The following is a 19,269-nucleotide window of genomic DNA, read 5'->3' as shown; positions in this document are numbered from 1 at the left end:
TTTGGCCGCCACGGCACACGAAACAGCGTTGGTTATAGACAACCCTCTTTCCGCCGCAGCGATGCGGCAGGACAGATGACGTGTATCAGGTCTGTTTCGTGTGCTGGATTGTTGACGCATTCATTTATTGGTATCGCATGAACCCCATCGTAATTAATCGGCTTCAACGGAAGCTGGGCTACACTTTTAATCATCAGGAGCTGTTGCAGCAGGCGTTAACTCACCGCAGCGCCAGCAGTAAGCATAACGAACGCCTGGAGTTTTTAGGCGACTCAATCTTGAGCTTCGTTATCGCTAACGCGCTTTATCACCGTTTTCCACGGGTGGATGAGGGAGATATGAGTCGTATGCGCGCCACGTTAGTGCGTGGTAATACGCTGGCGGAATTAGCCCGTGAATTTGATTTGGGCGAGTGTCTGCGTTTAGGGCCGGGCGAATTAAAAAGCGGCGGATTCCGTCGTGAGTCTATTCTGGCGGACACCGTTGAAGCGTTAATCGGCGGAGTATTTCTCGATAGCAATATCCAGACCGTCGAGCAGTTAATCCTTAACTGGTATAAAACCCGTCTGGATGAGATAAGTCCGGGCGATAAACAAAAAGATCCGAAAACGCGCTTGCAAGAGTATTTGCAGGGGCGCCATCTGCCGCTGCCATCTTATTTGGTTGTGCAGGTACGCGGCGAGGCGCACGATCAGGAATTTACTATCCACTGCCAGGTCAGCGGCCTGAGTGAACCGGTGGTTGGCACGGGTTCCAGCCGTCGTAAGGCGGAGCAGGCTGCCGCCGAACAGGCGCTGAAAAAACTGGAGCTGGAATGAGCATCGAAAAAACTTATTGCGGATTTATCGCCATTGTCGGACGTCCGAACGTTGGTAAATCCACCCTGCTGAACAAGCTGCTTGGGCAGAAGATTTCGATCACTTCCCGTAAAGCGCAAACCACGCGTCATCGCATTGTCGGTATTCATACCGAAGGCCCATATCAGGCAATCTATGTCGATACCCCAGGGCTGCATATAGAAGAAAAGCGCGCCATTAACCGTTTGATGAATAAGGCGGCGAGCAGTTCGATTGGCGACGTTGAGCTGGTGATTTTCGTTGTGGAAGGCACTCGTTGGACGCCGGACGACGAAATGGTCCTGAACAAACTGCGCGATGGCAAAGCGCCGGTTATTCTCGCCGTTAACAAAGTGGATAACGTGCAGGAAAAAGCCGATTTGCTGCCGCACCTCCAGTTCCTGGCAAGCCAGATGAGCTTTCTCGATATCGTGCCGATCTCTGCTGAAACCGGCATGAATGTCGATACCATTGCCAGCATCGTGCGTAAACATTTACCGGAAGCTACTCACCATTTTCCGGAAGATTACATCACCGATCGTTCTCAGCGTTTTATGGCGTCTGAAATTATCCGTGAAAAGTTGATGCGTTTTCTCGGCGCCGAGCTGCCGTATTCCGTCACTGTTGAGATTGAACGTTTTGTTACCAACGAGCGCGGCGGCTATGACATCAACGGGCTGATCCTCGTTGAGCGTGAAGGGCAAAAGAAGATGGTGATTGGCAACAAAGGCGCCAAAATCAAAACCATTGGTATTGAAGCGCGTAAAGACATGCAAGAGATGTTCGAAGCGCCGGTACATCTGGAACTGTGGGTGAAAGTGAAATCCGGCTGGGCCGACGACGAACGCGCGCTGCGCAGTCTCGGTTACGTAGACGACCTGTGAGTTAACACTGCGTGGAAGGGTGGCAGCGCGCATTTGTCCTGCATAGTCGCCCCTGGAGCGAAACCAGCCTGATGCTGGACGTCTTCACGGAAGAGTCGGGGCGCGTGCGTCTTGTCGCCAAAGGCGCGCGGTCTAAACGCTCGAATCTGAAAGGCGCGTTGCAACCTTTTACGCCATTGTTGCTCCGCTACAGCGGACGCGGCGAGGTTAAAACCCTGCGCAGCGCAGAGGCGGTTTCTCTGGCGCTGCCGTTAAACGGTATTACGCTCTATAGCGGCCTGTATATCAACGAACTCCTCTCTCGCGTACTGGAATATGAAACGCGTTTCTCCGAACTTTTTTTTGATTATCTGAACTGCATTCAGGCGCTGGCGGGAACAACAGGTTCTCCTGAACCGGTGTTGCGGCGTTTCGAGCTGGCGCTGCTGGGGCATCTGGGTTACGGCGTGAATTTCACCCACTGCGCGGGGAGCGGCGAGCAGGTGGATGACACCATGACCTACCGCTACCGCGAAGAAAAAGGCTTTATCGCCAGCGTCGTCATTGATAATAACACCTTTACCGGACGGCACCTGAAAGCGCTGGAGGCGCGGGAATTTCCGGATGTAGATACCCTGCGTGCCGCGAAACGCTTTACCCGTATGGCGTTAAAGCCGTATCTTGGGGGAAAACCGTTAAAAAGCCGGGAGTTGTTCCGGCGGTTTATGCCCAAACGCACAGTAAAAATGAAAAAAGATTAACGAGGATTGTCATGGCTGAATTACTGTTAGGCGTCAATATTGACCACATCGCCACGTTACGTAACGCGCGCGGCACCGATTATCCGGACCCGGTACAGGCGGCGTTTATTGCTGAACAGGCGGGCGCGGACGGCATTACCGTACACCTGCGCGAAGATCGTCGTCACATTAGCGATCGCGATGTGCGCATTCTGCGTCAGACGCTGCATACGCGCATGAATCTGGAGATGGCGGTGACCGAAGAGATGCTGGCGATCGCCGTGGAAACCAGACCGCATTTCTGTTGTCTGGTGCCGGAAAAACGCCAGGAAGTCACCACCGAAGGCGGTCTGGACGTGGCCGGACAGCGCGATAAAATGCGCGATGCCTGTTCGCGTCTGGCGGCCGCTGGCATCCAGGTTTCACTCTTTATCGATGCCGATGAGGCGCAAATCAACGCGGCGGCGGAAGTGGGCGCGCCGTTTATCGAAATTCATACCGGCTGCTATGCCAACGCGAAAACCGATGCGGAACAGTCAAAGGAGCTGGCGCGTATTGCCAGCGCCGCGACCCTGGCCGTTCGTCTGGGTCTAAAAGTGAATGCTGGTCATGGTCTGACTTACCATAACGTCAAAGCCATTGCCGCGCTGCCGGAAATGCACGAGCTCAATATCGGTCATGCCATTATTGGTCGGGCGGTGATGAGTGGCCTTAAAGAGGCGGTGGCTGAAATGAAACGTCTGATGCTGGAAGCGCGCGGTTAATGGCGATTCTTGGACTGGGGACGGATATTGTAGAGATTGCCCGCATTGAGGCGGTGATCTCCCGTTCCGGCGAACGTTTGGCAAGGCGTGTGCTCAGCGCTAACGAGTGGGCTATTTGGGAGACGCATCAACAGCCGGTGCGTTTCCTCGCCAAGCGTTTTGCGGTAAAAGAGGCGGCAGCGAAAGCTTTTGGGACCGGTATACGTAACGGCCTGGCGTTTAATCAGTTCGAAGTGTTTAACGATGAGTTGGGAAAACCCCGCCTGCGGCTGTGGGGAGAGGCGTTAACGCTGGCGGAAAAACTCGGTGTGACGCACATGCATGTCACGTTAGCCGATGAACGCCACTACGCCTGCGCCACGGTCATTCTGGAAAGTCAGATTTCTGCCGGATAGCGATCTTGCAGGCCCACGGGCTGACATTTTGTCGGCCCAATAAGCGTAGCGTCATCAGGCCTTGTTGCGCCGGAAACGCGTTAACTGGCCTGGAGTTTATCCGCGTGATGCATGAGGACAAACTTATCCCACAACTGTTCTTCGGTTTCGACATGGGTGGGATCCTGCAAAATGGTATTAGGGATCGGGCAGACTTTCTGGCAAGTCGGCGTTTCGTAATGACCTACACACTCGGTGCATTTGTCGCTGTTAATCTCGTAAATGCTGTCACCCATTGAAATCGCCTCATTCGGACATTCGGGCTCGCACATATCGCAATTAATACATTTTTTGGTGATTAACAGGGCCATCAGGAAACTCTCAAAACATCATAAATCGGGCGGGCATTATACGCGCATTCTTTACTCAAATCAGTTTTTTTACCAGCGCCTCGCTATGGCGAATACGCTCTGGCGCCCGCTCTAAATCCTGCTGTACCAGCGCCATAAACAGTAAGTCGGTCAACATCATTTGCGCATGTGTCGAGGAAATAGCGGCGCTACGCGTAGCCTGCTCTTCAGCAATAGTATACAGGCAACGGGTGGCGCGCTGTTGCAACGCGTTGGGAGAAAAACCGGTAATGGCCAGGATCTTCGCGCCTGTGCGTAATGTTTCGTCCGCCGCCAGTTTCAGCTCCCGCCGTTCCCCGGAATAAGAGATTGCCAGCAGCAGGTCCCCAGGTGCCAGCGCCTGCACCGTCGACAGCAGCGCGTGCATATCACGCTCAACCCCCGCGTTAACACCGATCTTCAGTAGCTTCCAGGCAAAATTTTGCGCCACCAGTCCAGAGGCGCCCATCCCGGTGATCACAATACGTCGGGCATGGCGCAGCATCGCGACGCTTTCTAACAGTTTTTCTTCACTGTTAACGTCCAGCGTGGCATGCATCGCCGCCACATTCTCTTTAATTAATTTTTCCCCGACCAGACGCATCGGATCGTCGCCGCGAATCTGGTTATGAACGGGGATGGAGTGCGGATTAGGATTGCTGGCCAACGCTTCGCTTATAGCCAGTTTCAACGCCGGGAATCCTTTAAACCCCAGTTTTTGCGCGAACTTGACTACGCTGGACTGGCTGATGCCCGCTTCGGCCGCCAGTTGCTGCGAGCTCAGATGCCGCGCTGTATCCGGTTGCGCGAGGAGATAATCCGCCAGTTTCTTGTCGCCTTGCGCGAGATCCGGATAATGCTGGCGGATACGAATCAAACAGTTCATGGCGGCTCCTGCGAAAACGTGATGGCGACGACCAAACAAAATTTCACTCGCCAGGGTGAATATTCTATTCCATTATGAACGCTTATTATGAATTAAAAATTCCAGAGGGACAAAAATGAATCTTGGTGCGTTAGTGTCTGAAACCCGTAACCCGCAAACGATGGATCTGGATGCGTTGCCCACCCCTGAACTGGTTAAGCGTTTTAATGAACAGGATACGCTGGTGGCGGAAGCCGTAAAAGCTACTCTACCTGAAGTTGCGCGTGCGGTTGATGCCGCGGCGGCGGCGCTGCAGTCTGGCGGACGTATCATTTACATGGGCGCGGGTACCAGCGGTCGACTTGGTGTACTGGATGCCTCTGAATGCCCCCCGACCTTTGGCGTTCCGCACGGTCTGGTCGTCGGGCTGATTGCCGGAGGGCCGGGCGCGTTGCTGAAAGCGGTCGAAGGCGCGGAGGACAGCCAACAGGCGGGCGAAGACGATCTTGTCGCGCTAAATCTGCAAGAAGAGGATCTGGTGGTGGGGCTTGCGGCGTCAGGTCGTACTCCCTATGTGATTGGCGGTCTACGCTATGCGCGGCAGTCTGGTTGTACCACCGTTGCCGTCTCCTGTAATCCAGATTCGCCTATTGCGCGGGAAGCTAATATCGCTATCTCGCCGGTTGTCGGGCCGGAAGCGCTTACCGGCTCCACGCGCCTGAAATCCGGCACCGCGCAGAAAATGGTGCTCAATATGATCTCTACCGGCGCGATGGTGAAGTTCGGTAAGGTCTATCAAAACCTGATGGTGGATATGAAAGCCACCAACGTCAAACTGGTCGATCGCGCGTGTCGGATGGTTGTTGAAGCGACAGGGATTAGTCGTGAAGAGGCGGAAACTCTGCTGAAACAGACTGATTTTGAGGTTAAGCCCGCCATTCTGATGGCGCTTACGGGGCTGGATGCCGCAGCCGCCAGGGAAAAACTCGCCGCTCATCAGGGCTTTTTAAGGGCGGCGTTAGAACATTAACGAGGTGTGTATGGATAAGACGGCAGCGCTAAACAAGGGTAACATCAGTTGATCGCTGGGCCGGAGAAAGCCGCGCAAGTGGGTGATGCGAGGTGAAAGCGAAGTATAAAGCGCTGATGAGCGATACGTTGTGTAAGTTGGCTAATATTTTATTGCGCTTATTCTCGTCTTTATCGCATCTGACTTGATTACCGACATTATCATTCTTAAACGTCCGGATATTGTTGGCAATGTCTCCGTCTACTATTCCAACTTGTTGGGCCTATTCATGTGGAGCTGGGGCAAGCGCATGGCTATAACGCGCTGTTTTCCATTCTGGCGATGGCGGGCGTTGATCAGCTACTGGAAGGTGGTGAAGGTAATTACCTTTGGCATTTCCTTAACAATTGTTGCCGGAAAAGTCGTGTTCTATCTGTTAGGCTATTTAATAGCGGTAATTGCCGGGGTTATTTTTACCTGGCTGCTGGGGTTCAACGATCCAGAGGAGTAAGGTTTGGTTAGCCAGGAGCGTCGTGTCGTCTTTTTTGATTTGGATGGAACGTTACATCAACAGGATATGTTCGGCAGTTTCCTGCGCTATTTACTGCGTCGCCAGCCGCTAAATGCGTTGCTCGTACTGCCGCTGTTGCCCGTTATTGGTCTCGGTTTACTGGCAAAGGGTCGTGCGGCCCGCTGGCCGATGAGTCTGTTGTTGTGGGGCTGTACTTTCGGCCACAGCGAAACGCGTTTACAGGCGCATCAGGCGGATTTTGTTCGCTGGTTTCGCGCTAACGTTACGGCGTTTCCGGTTGTTCAGGAACGTCTGACCACCTATCTGTTGAGCTCTGACGCGGACATCTGGCTTATTACCGGTTCTCCTCAATCACTGGTAGAACAAGTCTATTTTGATACGCCGTGGCTGCCGCGCGTTAACCTTATCGCCAGCCAGATGGCGCGAAGGTATGGTGGCTGGGTATTGACCGTGCGCTGTCTGGGCCATGAAAAAGTCGCGCAACTGGAACGTAAAATCGGTACGCCGCTGCGTCTTTATAGCGGCTACAGCGACAGCAAACAGGATAACCCGCTGCTCTATTTTTGCCAGCATCGCTGGCGGGTGACGCCGCACGGCGAGTTGCAACAGCTCGAATAGTGAAAAGCATAGCGTCTGTGTATAATGCCGCCCGCTTTCATTACCGGAGTCACCTCTTTGTCTGATGTCGAATTAGATCACGAATACTGGATGCGCCATGCGCTGACGCTGGCGAAACGCGCCGGGGACGAACGTGAGGTCCCGGTTGGCGCGGTATTGGTGCATAACCATCGCGTCATTGGCGAAGGCTGGAATCGGCCCATTGGCCGCCACGATCCTACCGCGCACGCCGAAATTATGGCGCTGCGTCAGGGCGGTCTGGTATTGCAGAATTATCGGTTACTGGATACCACGCTGTATGTCACGTTGGAACCATGCGTAATGTGCGCCGGCGCTATGGTACATAGCCGCATTAGACGCGTGGTCTTTGGCGCGCGCGATGCAAAAACCGGCGCGGCCGGATCGCTAATTGATGTATTACACCATCCGGGAATGAATCACCGGGTCGAGATTATTGAAGGGGTATTGCACGATGAATGTGCGATGCTGCTCAGTGATTTTTTCCGTATGCGTCGTCAGGAAATTAAAGCCCTGAAGAAAGCCGCCCGCGCGTAAGGTACGGAACGTTGCCGTCCGGCAAGGCCTTCACGCTATTTTTCTTCTTTCTTCTGCGGCGTAAACAGTAAAGACGGCGAATGCGTCAGGTAGCCCGATGACTGCGATAAAAACGAAAGGAAAGGGAAGGGCGCTTTATTCAGCTCCTCCGGGGACGCCGCCGGATAATCCTGCGCCAGTTTCATGGCTTCCGCTTCCTGCTTTTCTTTTTCCTGCAAATACCCCACCAGGCTTATCTGGTACTTACGGATATTTTCCACATAAGCATAAGCCTCATGTCCACGCGCGTAACCGTAGGTTAACTTACTGTAATACGGTTTTTGACTTAATAGGGGCAAACGCTGCTTTACGTCGGTCCAGCTATCCGGATTGCCTTTCGTTTTTACCGTCAGCGCTCTGGCGTCAAGCATGTGCGCATAACCCATATTGTAGGCGGCTAAAGCAAACCAGATACGCTCATCTTCCGGAACGGTTTCGGGAACTTTAGCCATCATATCTTCAAGATAGCGAGCGCCGCCGCTGATGCTTTGCTCCGCATCGGTACGATCGGTTAATCCCAGACTTTGAGCGGTATTTTTAGTCAGCATCATCAGGCCGCGCACGCCGGTTGGCGATGTTGCCTGCGGGTCCCAGTGTGATTCCTGATAAGAAATTGCCGCCAGCAGACGCCAGTCTATCTCTTTGGCATATTTCTTAAATAACGCTTCCAGCTCCGGCAGGACGTTATCCACCGCTCGAAGGAAAGAGCGGGTATCAACGTAGTCGAAATCATCGCCATGCCCCAGATATTTCTCTTCGATTCGCGCCAGAGAACCATCTTCATTGATCGAATTGAAAAAATCGAGCAGCGCGGCGGAGAGCGTATTATCGTCGTCCAGTCGGCTAAACCAGGTCACGGGCTGTTCATCAGTGACATCCAGCGCCACGGCCAGTTCGGGATGGACGCGCTGAAACAGACTGATCGCCACCGAATCTGCGATGGTGTAATCCAGTTTGCCGTTGATGACATCTTCCAGCAGCGTTGTCGAGCCTTTTTTATCGTCTACCTTCCAGCTCAGGTCGGGAAACTTTGTCTCTTTTAAACGCTGTAAGTCATTGACCACGACGTGTCCCGGGGCAATCGTGAGCTGATTCTCGGTAACTGTCGCCAGCGAACGTGGACGATATTGTCCGACCCGGTAGACAAGCTGTTGCGAAACGGAGTAATACATGGGGCCGGGCTGATACTTTTTAACGCGCGCGCTGTCGTAGACCAGTCCTGCCGCGAGCAGGTCGGCATTGCCGTTATCCAGATCGTCAAACAACTGGCTGATATTCTGGCGTACCGTTATTTTCAGTTTTACGCCGAGATAGTTGGCGAACTGCTGCGCCAGTTCATAGTCGAGGCCATATTTTTTACCGTTGACGACGGCATAGGTTAAGGGCGAGTCGATCGTACTGACGCGCAGTACTCCCCGCGCTTGAATCGCGGCGACATGGTTTTCGGTTTTACCGAACCAAGGGATAGAGGGCCAAAGGGCTGCTGCCAGCAGCAGCGTCAATATGCCGATGAACAGATAATTAATCTTTAATTTTTTCAATTAGTTAATTCTCTGGATCGTGCGTTGCCTCGGGCTGAAAAAGATGTTGTGCTGCAATAGATAAGTCATCAATGAGCGGCATTTTGCGTAACAATGCGCCAGTTGGCAACTTATTCGCATCGATAGCCGCACCGTATGACAAGAAAAAGCGGTGCTTTTATTTCTACGCAAACGGTTTCGTCGACGCGTCAGATTCTTTATAATGACGCCCGTTTCCCCCCTTGCGCACACCGAAGCTTAGAAGACGAGAGACTTATGATGGAAATTCTGCGTGGTTCGCCTGCACTGTCTGCATTCCGTATCAATAAACTGCTGGCGCGCTTTCAGGCTGCCAGGCTCCAGGTCCACAATATATACGCTGAGTATGTCCATTTTGCTGACCTGAACGCCCCGTTAAATGATAGCGAGCAGGCGCAGCTTACCCGTCTGCTGCAATACGGCCCGGCGCTTAGCAGCCATACGCCGACGGGTAAACTCCTGCTGGTAACGCCGCGTCCTGGCACCATCTCCCCCTGGTCTTCGAAAGCAACGGATATCGCCCACAACTGCGGTCTGCAACAGGTTGACCGTCTGGAGCGCGGCGTAGCGTACTATATCGAGGCTTCTACGTTGACGGCGGAACAGTGGCGACAAGTGGCCGCAGAGCTGCACGACCGCATGATGGAGACGGTGTTCTCTTCATTAACCGATGCGGAAAAATTATTTATCCATCATCAGCCTGCGCCGGTTTCCAGCGTCGATCTGCTGGCAGAAGGCCGCCAGGCGCTGATTGCCGCTAACCTGCGTCTCGGTCTGGCGCTGGCGGAGGATGAAATTGATTATCTGCAGGCGGCGTTTATCAAACTGGGGCGCAACCCGAACGATATCGAACTGTACATGTTCGCCCAAGCGAACTCTGAGCACTGCCGCCACAAGATTTTTAACGCCGACTGGATTATCGACGGTAAACCGCAGCCGAAGTCGCTGTTTAAAATGATTAAAAACACCTTCGAAACCACGCCGGACCATGTACTCTCTGCCTATAAAGACAATGCCGCGGTGATGGAAGGATCTGCGGTGGGGCGCTACTTCGCCGACCACAACACTGGCCGCTACGATTTTCATCAGGAGCCCGCGCATATTCTGATGAAGGTCGAAACGCATAACCACCCAACCGCCATCTCTCCGTGGCCGGGGGCGGCGACTGGTTCCGGCGGCGAAATTCGTGATGAAGGCGCTACCGGCCGCGGCGCGAAACCAAAAGCTGGTCTGGTGGGGTTCTCGGTCTCTAACCTGCGCATCCCGGGTTTTGAACAGCCGTGGGAGGAGGATTTTGGCAAGCCGGAACGTATTGTCACCGCGCTGGATATCATGACCGAAGGTCCATTGGGCGGCGCGGCGTTTAACAACGAATTTGGTCGCCCGGCGCTGACCGGCTACTTCCGTACTTATGAAGAGAAGGTGAACAGCCACAACGGCGAAGAGCTGCGCGGCTATCACAAGCCTATCATGCTGGCGGGGGGGATCGGTAATATCCGCGCCGATCACGTGCAGAAAGGCGAGATCGTCGTGGGCGCGAAGCTGATCGTCCTTGGCGGCCCGGCGATGAATATCGGCCTTGGCGGCGGCGCGGCATCGTCAATGGCTTCCGGCCAGTCTGATGCGGATCTCGATTTTGCCTCCGTTCAGCGCGATAACCCGGAAATGGAACGCCGTTGCCAGGAAGTAATCGACCGCTGCTGGCAGTTGGGCGACGCCAACCCAATCCTGTTTATCCATGATGTGGGCGCGGGCGGTCTCTCTAATGCGATGCCGGAACTGGTTAGCGACGGCGGGCGCGGCGGGAAGTTCGAACTGCGCGACATTCTCAGCGACGAGCCGGGCATGAGTCCGCTGGAAATCTGGTGTAACGAATCCCAGGAGCGTTACGTACTGGCGGTCGCGGCTGACCAGTTGCCGCTGTTCGATAAGCTGTGTAAGCGTGAACGCGCGCCGTATGCGGTCATTGGCGAAGCCACAGAAGAGCAGCATCTCTCTTTGCACGATAACCATTTTGACAATCAGCCGATTGACCTGCCGCTGGATGTCCTGCTGGGTAAAACGCCGAAAATGACGCGTGACGTGCAGACTCTGAAGGCAAAAGGCGATGCGCTGAACCGCGCGGATATCACGATTGCCGACGCGGTAAATCGTGTTCTGCATCTGCCGACCGTGGCGGAAAAAACCTTCCTTGTCACTATTGGCGACCGTACCGTCACCGGTATGGTGGCCCGTGACCAGATGGTTGGCCCGTGGCAGGTCCCGGTGGCTGACTGCGCGGTCACTACCGCCAGCCTCGACAGCTACTACGGCGAAGCGATGTCGATTGGCGAGCGCGCGCCGGTGGCGCTGCTGGACTTTGCCGCCTCCGCCCGTCTGGCCGTCGGTGAAGCGTTGACTAACATTGCCGCGACGCAGATTGGCGATATCAAGCGCATCAAACTTTCCGCTAACTGGATGGCGGCAGCCGGTCATCCTGGCGAAGATGCCGGCCTGTATGACGCGGTTAAAGCGGTGGGAGAGGAACTCTGTCCGCAGCTTGGCCTGACCATTCCGGTAGGTAAAGATTCGATGTCGATGAAAACATGCTGGCAGGAGGGCAACGAACAACGTGAGATGACCTCGCCGCTGTCGCTGGTGATTTCCGCGTTTGCCCGCGTGGAAGACGTGCGTCATACCATTACGCCACAGCTCTCGACGGAAGATAACGTCCTGTTGCTGATCGATCTTGGCAAGGGCCACAGCGCGCTGGGCGCAACGGCGCTGGCGCAGGTCTATCGCCAGCTTGGCGACACCCCGGCAGACGTGCGCGACGTGGCGCAACTGAAAGGTTTTTATGAAGCCATTCAGGCGCTGGTTGCTGCGCGTAAGCTGCTGGCTTACCACGACCGTTCCGACGGGGGGCTGCTGGTAACGTTGGCCGAGATGGCATTTGCCGGCCACTGCGGCGTGCAGGTCGATATCGCCGCTCTGGGCGATGACCATCTGGCCGCGTTGTTCAACGAGGAACTGGGCGCGGTTATTCAGGTACGCGAAGAAGAGCGTGAAGCGGTTGAAGCATTGCTGGCACAATTTGGCCTGAGCGACTGCGTGCATTATTTAGGGCAGGCGGTTACCGGCGATCGTTTTGTGATTACCGCTCATGATCAGACGGTATTCAGCGAAAGCCGCACTACGCTGCGTGTCTGGTGGGCGGAAACCACCTGGCAGATGCAGCGTCTGCGCGACAATCCGCAATGTGCCGACCAGGAACATGAGGCGAAAGCGAATGATGCCGATCCGGGCCTCAACGTGAAGCTGTCGTTTGATATTAATGAAGATATCGCCGCGCCGTACATTGCGACAGGCGCACGACCGAAAGTCGCTGTACTGCGCGAGCAGGGGGTGAACTCTCACGTGGAGATGGCGGCGGCGTTCCATCGTGCGGGCTTTGACGCGATTGACGTCCATATGAGCGACCTGTTGGGCGGTCGTATCGGTCTGGGCAACTTCCATGCGCTGGTGGCTTGCGGCGGCTTTTCCTACGGCGACGTGCTGGGGGCGGGCGAAGGCTGGGCGAAATCCATTCTGTTTAACCATCGGGTGCGCGACGAATTCGAAACCTTCTTCCATCGTCCGCAGACGCTGGCGCTTGGGGTGTGCAACGGTTGCCAGATGATGTCGAATCTGCGCGAGCTGATCCCGGGCAGCGAACTGTGGCCGCGTTTTGTACGTAACCATTCTGACCGCTTCGAAGCCCGCTTCAGTCTGGTGGAAGTGACGCAAAGCCCATCACTGCTGCTGCAAGGAATGGCAGGCTCACAGATGCCGATTGCCGTTTCCCACGGGGAAGGGCGCGTTGAGGTGCGTGACGATGCGCATCTTGCGGCGCTGGAGAGCAAAGGTCTGGTGGCATTGCGCTATGTTGATAACTTCGGGAAAGTGACCGAAACGTATCCGGCAAACCCGAACGGTTCGCCGAACGGTATCACGGCGGTGACCACCGAAAATGGTCGCGTGACTATCATGATGCCGCACCCGGAGCGTGTATTCCGCACCGTCGCCAACTCCTGGCACCCGGAAAACTGGGGCGAAGATAGTCCGTGGATGCGTATCTTCCGTAATGCGCGTAAGCAGTTAGGGTAGTTCCAGATTAAGGCGCTTGTATTGCCATTCTGTATCTTGTGGTGTCGCGAAACCCCGACACCACCATAAGCGAGATGTCGCTAAAAGGAGACGTTTAACTTATTGATTTTTAATTTCAATCAGGATGGTGATTTTTAGTGTCGTCTCCTGGAGACATGTTGCTGAAATTTTGTTCGTTGGCAACAGAGTGAAATTACGTGGTAAAACACATTAAAATCATCATGTTAATGAATTGTTTTGCAAACTGGCATAATTACTGCATAATAGTAACCAGTGGCTCATTCACCTTCTTATGTCAGCCCCTTAGGGACGCGCTACATAAACTTCGAATGACGCACAACAAGGTGCCTGCCGTCCAACTTCTGATAATAGCGTAGCTTTATCAAGCTCCGGGCGAAACGTCGAGTTAGGCACCGCCTTATTCCACAACAAAGCCGGGCTAAACCCGGCTTTGTTGTATCTGGCGCTCCCCTCGGTTAGCATCTTTTTTATTCTTCTTTTATGTGAGCGACACGTTGAAGCGTTGGCCTGTTTTCCCCCGATCTTTACGACAATTGGTCATGCTGGCCTTTTTGCTGATCCTGCTACCGTTGCTGGTTCTGGCCTGGCAGGCGTGGCAAAGCCTCAATGCGTTAAGCGATCAGGCCGCGGTGACTAACCGCAGCACGCTTATTGATGCCCGACGCAGTGAGGCGATGACCAACGTCGCGCTGGAGATGGAACGAAGCTACCGACAGTATTGCGTGCTTGACGATCCGACGCTGGCAAAGGTGTATCAAAGCCAACGTAAGCGCTATAGCGATATGCTGGACGCCCATGCGGGCGTATTGCCGGATGATAAGCTGTATCAGGCGTTACGCCAGGATTTAAACGCGCTGGCGCAATTGCAGTGTAAAGATAGCGGCCCGGAAGCGGCGGCTGCCGCGCGCCTGGAGGCTTTTGCCAACGCCAATACGGAAATGGTGCAGGCGACGCGTACTGTCGTTTACTCGCGCGGGCAGCAGTTACAACAAGAGATCGCCGAGCGCGGACAATTTTTCGGCTGGCAGGCGCTGGTGCTATTTCTGGTGAGTCTGGCGATGGTGCTGCTTTTTACCCGCATGATTATCGGGCCGGTGAAAGGAATTGAGCGGATGATTAATCGCCTGGGCGAAGGCCATTCTTTGGGGAATACCGTCACCTTTACCGGTCCGCGTGAATTACGATCGGTGGGGCAGCGCATTATCTGGCTGAGTGAGCGTCTGGCGTGGCTGGAATCCCAGCGGCATCAGTTTTTACGTCACCTGTCTCATGAGCTGAAAACCCCGCTGGCCAGTATGCGCGAGGGGACAGAGCTGCTGGCCGATCGGGTGGTTGGGCCGCTGACGCCGGAGCAAAAAGAGGTGGTTGATATTCTGGATGTCAGCAGTCGTAATTTACAAAAATTGATCGAGCAATTGCTTGATTACAACCGGAAACTGGTGGACAGTGCCACAGAGCTGGAAACGGTTGATATCGCGCCGCTTGTGGATATGGTGGTTTCAGCCCACAGTTTACCTGCCCGCGCTAAAATGATGCATACCGATGTCGACCTGGAAGTCGAGAGATGCATAGCAGAGCCAATGTTGCTGATGAGCGTGCTGGATAATCTCTATTCTAACGCTGTGCACTATGGCGCTGAATCCGGTAACATTTGTATTCGTAGTCGCTCCCAGGGCTCCATGGTCTATATCGATGTGATTAATAGCGGCGAGCCGATTCCGCAAACGGAAAGCGAAATGATTTTTGAGCCTTTTTTCCAGGGAAGTCACCAGCGAAAAGGGGCGGTAAAAGGCAGTGGGTTAGGACTAAGTATCGCCAGAGATTGTATTCGTCGAATGCAGGGAGAAATCCGCCTGGTTGATGCCAATGCGCAAGAAGTCTGTTTTCGTATCTCGCTGCCGCTCCCTGCATCTGACAAACACTAATATGAATTTAAGCCTGGTGAGTATGCCACACGTTTTAGTCCAAACTATTAAACGATGCCTTTTCCGGTGGGTAATACCGGCGAGCATATCGTGTCTGGCGCTGGCCGCATGTGTTCCCTATACCGTACAACAACGGCCCGGCAGCGCAGCGCAGGACAAGCTCCCTCATTATCAACTGGCGGATTATCTCCCGACGGCGTGCGCGGATATCTGGTCGCTACGCGGGCAGTCGGTGGATACTAACCCGCTTTACTGGCTACGCGCGATTGACTGCGCCGAACGTCTGATGCCGGTTCAGTCGCGCGCAGAGGCGCGCGCGTTGACCGATGATAACTGGCAGACGGCCTTCAGGCGTGGAATCTTACTGGCGGATGCTAAAATTACGCCGCCGGAGCGCCGCGCCATAGTGTCCCGTCTGGAGGCGTTAAGCGCGCAAATACCGGCTCAGGTGCGGCCCGTCTACCAAATCTGGCATGACGGCCAGGCGCTGCAATTAGCACTTTCTGCCGAACGTCAGCGCTATAGCAAACTCCAGCAAACGTCAGATAGCGAGCTGGATGCGCTGCGTCAGCAGCAACAGGCCTTGCAAACGCAACTTGAGCTTACCACCCGTAAGCTGGAGAGTTTAACCGATATCGAGCGCCAGCTTTCTACACGAAAACCTGCAGAGAATTACAACGCCGATACGTCGCATACCAATGATAAACCCGCGACGTCTGAAGATGGCGCGGCGCCGTCACAAGATGAGGTAACGCCATGATAAGCCGTAAACCGGCGCACTTGCTGTTGGTCGATGACGATCCCGGATTACTGAAATTGCTCGGTATGCGCCTGGCCAGCGAAGGATACAGCGTGGTTACCGCAGAGAGCGGCCAGGAAGGGCTACGGATACTAAATCGGGAAAAAGTAGATCTGGTGATAAGCGACCTGCGCATGGATGAAATGGACGGTATGCAACTGTTCACGGAAATTCAAAAAGTACAGCCGGGAATGCCGGTTATCATCCTGACGGCGCACGGTTCCATTCCGGATGCGGTGGCGGCTACCCAGAAGGGCGTATTCAGCTTTCTGACGAAGCCGATCGACAAAGACGCGTTATATAAAGCGATAGATGAAGCGCTGGAGCAGACCGCTCCCGCGACGGACGATAGCTGGCGCAAACCTATCGTTACCCGTAGTCCGTTAATGTTGCGGCTGCTTGAACAGGCGCATATGGTCGCGCAGTCGGATGTCAGCGTGCTGATTAACGGACAAAGCGGCACCGGGAAAGAGATTTTTGCGCAGGCCATTCATAATGCCAGCCCGCGTAGTAACAAGCCATTTGTCGCCATTAACTGCGGCGCGCTGCCGGAACAGTTACTGGAATCCGAATTATTTGGCCACGCGCGCGGCGCCTTTACCGGCGCGGTGAGCAATCGTGAAGGGTTGTTCCAGGCGGCGGAAGGCGGCACGCTGTTTCTGGATGAAATTGGCGATATGCCCACGCCGTTGCAGGTGAAGTTGCTACGGGTGCTACAGGAGCGCAAAGTCAGGCCGCTGGGCAGCAATCGCGATATTGATATTGACGTGCGAATTATTTCCGCGACGCACCGCGATCTACCGAAGGCGATGGCGAGGGGCGAGTTTCGTGAAGATTTGTACTATCGCCTGAATGTGGTCAGCCTGAAAATTCCGGCGCTGGCCGAGCGTACCGAGGATATTCCACTGTTGGCTAATCATCTGCTAAGGCAGTCGGCGCAGCGACATAAACCGTTTGTCCGCGCCTTTTCTACCGATGCGATGAAGCGGCTGATGACGGCAAGCTGGCCGGGAAACGTGCGCCAACTGGTCAACGTCATTGAGCAATGCGTGGCGCTAACCTCCTCGCCAGTGATCAGCGATGCGTTGGTCGAGCAGGCGCTGGAAGGTGAAAACACCGCGCTGCCAACCTTTGCCGAAGCGCGGAATCAATTTGAGCTGAATTATCTGCGTAAGTTACTGCAAATCACCAAAGGTAATGTGACACATGCAGCAAGGATGGCGGGGCGTAACCGGACGGAATTTTACAAGCTACTCTCCCGTCACGAACTGGATGCGAATGATTTCAAAGAGTAGTTTTCATGCCGTAAAGTAGTGCGAAATATGTTACGTTTAACCGATCAAAACACAGGCGACCTTTTCAAGGAATAGCATGAAAAAGATTGATGCGATTATTAAACCCTTCAAGCTGGACGATGTCCGTGAAGCGCTGGCTGAGGTAGGTATTACCGGGATGACGGTAACTGAAGTCAAAGGCTTTGGCCGTCAAAAAGGCCACACCGAGCTGTATCGCGGCGCGGAATATATGGTGGATTTTCTGCCGAAGGTAAAAATTGAAATCGTTGTGCCTGACGACATCGTGGATACCTGTGTTGACACCATCATTCGTACCGCACAGACGGGGAAAATCGGCGACGGTAAGATTTTCGTCTTTGACGTTGCCCGCGTTATTCGTATCCGTACTGGCGAAGAAGACGACGCGGCTATCTGATGTGCCGATTCGCTGCCCGTCACCTCCCTGTGGGCAGCGAACAACGGTTTAATCGCCCTGCGGCAGTGCCGACGTAGTACGATTGCAAAGCCATCTCAGACCGGCAATGGCGACGATCAGCGCCACGCAACTCAGCGTCCACTCTCCCATTTGCGAGAAAAAGTGTCCGTAGGCGGCAACCGCCGTATCACTAATTTGCGACTCCGTTGTTTGTTGCGCGACGACGCCAGCCAGCCAGTTAGCGACCGCGCCAGTGGCCAGCATATAGATACCCGTCAATACACCCGTGACGCCCGGCAGGTTGAGACGGGTAATTTGCGCCATCGCGACCGGATCAATAAATAGCTCCGCAAAGCCCATCATCGCCAGCCCTGCGATCATCATTCCCATTGATGCCTGCCCGTCTAACCGGGCCTGATGCGCATTTAGCGCCAGCAGCATGAAACCGCCGCCCATTAATGCCAGCCCCACGGCAAATTTAAGCCAGACGCGCAGCACCGAGCGGGCGCTCTCCTTAGGGCTGCTCAGCCACGCCAACATCACGCCCGCCGCCATCACCGCAATCGCATTGACCGACTGGAACAGCGCGGTGGGGACGGTCATGTGCAGCCACTGGCGATTGACAAAACGGTCGATGAATAAACTGATTGAGCTTCCGCCCTGCTGCGCCAGAACCCAGAAGAGGGTGCCGGTGATCATTAACAGAACGATTTGCCACAAGGCGCGCCGGTGTTCAGGAAATTTAACCATAATACGGGCGATGAGCTGCGCCGCGAAGGCGCAGACAATGGCCAGAACATAGCCAGACCAGTTATTTTCCAGCAGGAGCGTGAAGAATACCGGCGCGACACACAGCATCAATACCAGCCAGCTCCAGGTGGGAAGGGCGAATTTAACCGCCCGCAACGCCGGTCGATTAACGCCACGCGTCTGTTGAAAGTGACGATGACCGCTTAGAAAGATGAGCAGACCGATGAACATCCCCACGCCCGCCAGCGCAAAGCCAACATGCCAGCCGTACCACTGCGCCGCCAGGCCACAGGCGATCGGCGCGGCTATCGAACCAATATTTCCGGCGGCGTAAAGCAGCGAGAATCCCCCGTCGCGGCGACTATCATCAGGCGCGTAAAGTTCGCCCAGCAGACAGCTAATATTGGATTTAAACAAGCCGTAGCCGCAGATAATAATTGCCAGCGCCGCATATAAACTCAGGGTTGAATCGGATTCTAAGCCTAATACCACATGACCCAGCGTCATCAATAAGGCGCCGGTGATAACCGCCACGCGGTTGCCAAGCAGGCGGTCGGCAAGCCAGCCGCCAAGAATAGGGGTAACGTAAACTAAAGAAGCGTAGGCGCTGAAGAGGTTGATCGCGTGGCTGTCATTAAAACCAAGCTGGTGGGTAAGATAAAGGATGAGTAAGGCACGCATGCCGTAAAAGCTGAAGTATTCCCAAATTTGAATCGCCACGATGTAAAAAATCGCGCGCGGTTGTGAGGGTGTTTTCATAAAGTCTCCTTGCTGCGTGAAAAAAGGGAAGTGGCTT

General features: G+C 54.5%; 18 protein-coding genes and 1 pseudogene. 14 read left to right on the top strand and 5 right to left on the bottom strand.

Annotated features, from left to right (window positions below; genetic code table 11):
* Nucleotides 1-137: 137 nt before the first annotated feature.
* From rnc to acpS, 5 genes are read left to right on the top strand one after another with little or no spacing between them, the layout of a single operon-like run.
* Nucleotides 138-818 carry a ribonuclease III gene (gene rnc / locus F4V61_RS08855; protein ID WP_001068341.1) on the top strand — a complete coding sequence of 227 codons (681 nt, stop codon included), beginning with the start codon at nt 138-140 and terminating at the stop codon, nt 816-818.
* The gene (gene era, locus F4V61_RS08850; RefSeq protein WP_000021199.1) at nt 815-1,720 is read left to right on the top strand and encodes a GTPase Era; all 906 of its coding nucleotides are present in this window, start codon (nt 815-817) and stop codon (nt 1,718-1,720) included. The genes rnc and era overlap by 4 nt, the downstream gene beginning before the upstream one ends.
* An 11-nt stretch (nt 1,721-1,731) precedes the next feature.
* A complete protein-coding gene (gene recO, locus F4V61_RS08845; RefSeq protein WP_024131787.1) occupies nt 1,732-2,460 on the top strand; it encodes a DNA repair protein RecO in 729 nt (242 codons plus the stop codon).
* A gap of 11 nt (nt 2,461-2,471) precedes the next feature.
* Nucleotides 2,472-3,203 (top strand): pyridoxine 5'-phosphate synthase, encoded by a 732-nt coding sequence (pdxJ, locus tag F4V61_RS08840; RefSeq protein ID WP_000818961.1) that lies wholly within the window; start codon nt 2,472-2,474, stop codon nt 3,201-3,203.
* On the top strand, nt 3,203-3,598 hold the full coding sequence (gene acpS, locus F4V61_RS08835) for a holo-ACP synthase (RefSeq protein WP_038394857.1): 396 nt from the start codon (nt 3,203-3,205) through the stop codon (nt 3,596-3,598). The genes pdxJ and acpS overlap by 1 nt, the downstream gene beginning before the upstream one ends.
* 80 nt (nt 3,599-3,678) lie before the next feature.
* Here acpS and F4V61_RS08830 read toward each other — a convergent pair whose 3' ends face one another.
* Nucleotides 3,679-3,948, bottom strand: coding sequence for a YfhL family 4Fe-4S dicluster ferredoxin (locus F4V61_RS08830; protein ID WP_001196292.1), 270 nt, complete (start codon nt 3,946-3,948; stop codon nt 3,679-3,681).
* 55 nt (nt 3,949-4,003) lie between these two features.
* Nucleotides 4,004-4,852 (bottom strand): MurR/RpiR family transcriptional regulator, encoded by an 849-nt coding sequence (locus tag F4V61_RS08825; protein WP_038394859.1) that lies wholly within the window; start codon nt 4,850-4,852, stop codon nt 4,004-4,006.
* Between the two features lie 115 nt (nt 4,853-4,967).
* Between F4V61_RS08825 and murQ the strand changes: the two genes are divergently transcribed.
* The 4 genes and pseudogenes from murQ (at nt 4,968) to tadA (ending at nt 7,545) form a co-directional block, all read left to right on the top strand.
* Nucleotides 4,968-5,861 carry an N-acetylmuramic acid 6-phosphate etherase gene (gene murQ / locus F4V61_RS08820; RefSeq protein WP_038394866.1) on the top strand — a complete coding sequence of 298 codons (894 nt, stop codon included), beginning with the start codon at nt 4,968-4,970 and terminating at the stop codon, nt 5,859-5,861.
* A gap of 243 nt (nt 5,862-6,104) precedes the next feature.
* Nucleotides 6,105-6,351: pseudogene (locus F4V61_RS22830) on the top strand (hypothetical protein); the annotation flags it as partial.
* A gap of 3 nt (nt 6,352-6,354) precedes the next feature.
* Entirely contained in the window at nt 6,355-6,990 is a 636-nt protein-coding gene (gene yfhb, locus F4V61_RS08810) for a phosphatidylglycerophosphatase C (RefSeq protein ID WP_000254584.1), read from the top strand.
* A 24-nt stretch (nt 6,991-7,014) separates the two neighbouring features.
* Entirely contained in the window at nt 7,015-7,545 is a 531-nt protein-coding gene (gene tadA / locus F4V61_RS08805; RefSeq protein ID WP_080160981.1) for a tRNA adenosine(34) deaminase TadA, read from the top strand.
* 35 nt (nt 7,546-7,580) lie between these two features.
* On the opposite strand, the gene mltF is transcribed toward tadA, so the two are convergent.
* Both mltF and F4V61_RS08795 read right to left on the bottom strand, forming a co-directional pair.
* Entirely contained in the window at nt 7,581-9,125 is a 1,545-nt protein-coding gene (gene mltF / locus F4V61_RS08800) for a membrane-bound lytic murein transglycosylase MltF (protein WP_038394880.1), read from the bottom strand.
* Nucleotides 9,126-9,356 carry a hypothetical protein gene (locus F4V61_RS08795; RefSeq protein ID WP_024131788.1) on the bottom strand — a complete coding sequence of 77 codons (231 nt, stop codon included), beginning with the start codon at nt 9,354-9,356 and terminating at the stop codon, nt 9,126-9,128.
* A 24-nt stretch (nt 9,357-9,380) separates the two neighbouring features.
* Between F4V61_RS08795 and purL the strand changes: the two genes are divergently transcribed.
* The 5 genes from purL to glnB all read left to right on the top strand — a co-directional run bounded on the left by purL (nt 9,381) and on the right by glnB (nt 17,723).
* Nucleotides 9,381-13,268, top strand: a complete 3,888-nt coding sequence (gene purL / locus F4V61_RS08790; RefSeq protein WP_080160982.1) for a phosphoribosylformylglycinamidine synthase — start codon at nt 9,381-9,383, stop codon at nt 13,266-13,268.
* Between the two features lie 515 nt (nt 13,269-13,783).
* The gene (gene qseE, locus F4V61_RS08785; protein WP_164504062.1) at nt 13,784-15,214 is read left to right on the top strand and encodes a two component system sensor histidine kinase QseE/GlrK; all 1,431 of its coding nucleotides are present in this window, start codon (nt 13,784-13,786) and stop codon (nt 15,212-15,214) included.
* 1 nt (nt 15,215) lies between these two features.
* Entirely contained in the window at nt 15,216-15,974 is a 759-nt protein-coding gene (gene qseG, locus F4V61_RS08780) for a two-component system QseEF-associated lipoprotein QseG (protein ID WP_076915356.1), read from the top strand.
* Nucleotides 15,974-17,308 carry a two-component system response regulator GlrR gene (gene glrR, locus F4V61_RS08775; protein ID WP_024131789.1) on the top strand — a complete coding sequence of 445 codons (1,335 nt, stop codon included), beginning with the start codon at nt 15,974-15,976 and terminating at the stop codon, nt 17,306-17,308. Before qseG ends, glrR begins: the two co-directional genes overlap by 1 nt.
* 76 nt (nt 17,309-17,384) lie before the next feature.
* Nucleotides 17,385-17,723: a nitrogen regulatory protein P-II gene (gene glnB, locus F4V61_RS08770; protein ID WP_000717694.1), complete on the top strand. Its 339-nt coding sequence runs from the start codon at nt 17,385-17,387 to the stop codon at nt 17,721-17,723.
* A 48-nt stretch (nt 17,724-17,771) separates the two neighbouring features.
* Here the strand turns inward: glnB and F4V61_RS08765 are convergent, their stop codons facing one another.
* Nucleotides 17,772-19,232: an oligopeptide:H+ symporter gene (locus F4V61_RS08765; RefSeq protein ID WP_058819035.1), complete on the bottom strand. Its 1,461-nt coding sequence runs from the start codon at nt 19,230-19,232 to the stop codon at nt 17,772-17,774.
* Nucleotides 19,233-19,269 lie beyond the last annotated feature (37 nt).

It is taken from the genome of Salmonella enterica subsp. arizonae (genome assembly GCF_008692845.1).
GTDB lineage: Bacteria > Pseudomonadota > Gammaproteobacteria > Enterobacterales > Enterobacteriaceae > Salmonella > Salmonella arizonae.
The sequence above is the reverse complement of the archived record's forward strand: the minus strand, read 5'-3'. Positions and strand labels throughout refer to the sequence as shown.

What these genes read in the sequence shown, in the direction of transcription:
- rnc (WP_001068341.1), top strand. Translation starts at nt 138, where the DNA reads ATGAACCCCATCGTAATTAATCGGCTTCAACGGAAGCTGGGCTACACT.
- era (WP_000021199.1), top strand. Translation starts at nt 815, where the DNA reads ATGAGCATCGAAAAAACTTATTGCGGATTTATCGCCATTGTCGGACGT.
- pdxJ (WP_000818961.1), top strand. Translation starts at nt 2,472, where the DNA reads ATGGCTGAATTACTGTTAGGCGTCAATATTGACCACATCGCCACGTTA.
- acpS (WP_038394857.1), top strand. Translation starts at nt 3,203, where the DNA reads ATGGCGATTCTTGGACTGGGGACGGATATTGTAGAGATTGCCCGCATT.
- F4V61_RS08830 (WP_001196292.1), bottom strand. Translation starts at nt 3,948, where the DNA reads ATGGCCCTGTTAATCACCAAAAAATGTATTAATTGCGATATGTGCGAG.
- F4V61_RS08825 (WP_038394859.1), bottom strand. Translation starts at nt 4,852, where the DNA reads ATGAACTGTTTGATTCGTATCCGCCAGCATTATCCGGATCTCGCGCAA.
- murQ (WP_038394866.1), top strand. Translation starts at nt 4,968, where the DNA reads ATGAATCTTGGTGCGTTAGTGTCTGAAACCCGTAACCCGCAAACGATG.
- tadA (WP_080160981.1), top strand. Translation starts at nt 7,015, where the DNA reads ATGCCGCCCGCTTTCATTACCGGAGTCACCTCTTTGTCTGATGTCGAA.
- purL (WP_080160982.1), top strand. Translation starts at nt 9,381, where the DNA reads ATGATGGAAATTCTGCGTGGTTCGCCTGCACTGTCTGCATTCCGTATC.
- qseG (WP_076915356.1), top strand. Translation starts at nt 15,216, where the DNA reads ATGAATTTAAGCCTGGTGAGTATGCCACACGTTTTAGTCCAAACTATT.
- glnB (WP_000717694.1), top strand. Translation starts at nt 17,385, where the DNA reads ATGAAAAAGATTGATGCGATTATTAAACCCTTCAAGCTGGACGATGTC.
- F4V61_RS08765 (WP_058819035.1), bottom strand. Translation starts at nt 19,232, where the DNA reads ATGAAAACACCCTCACAACCGCGCGCGATTTTTTACATCGTGGCGATT.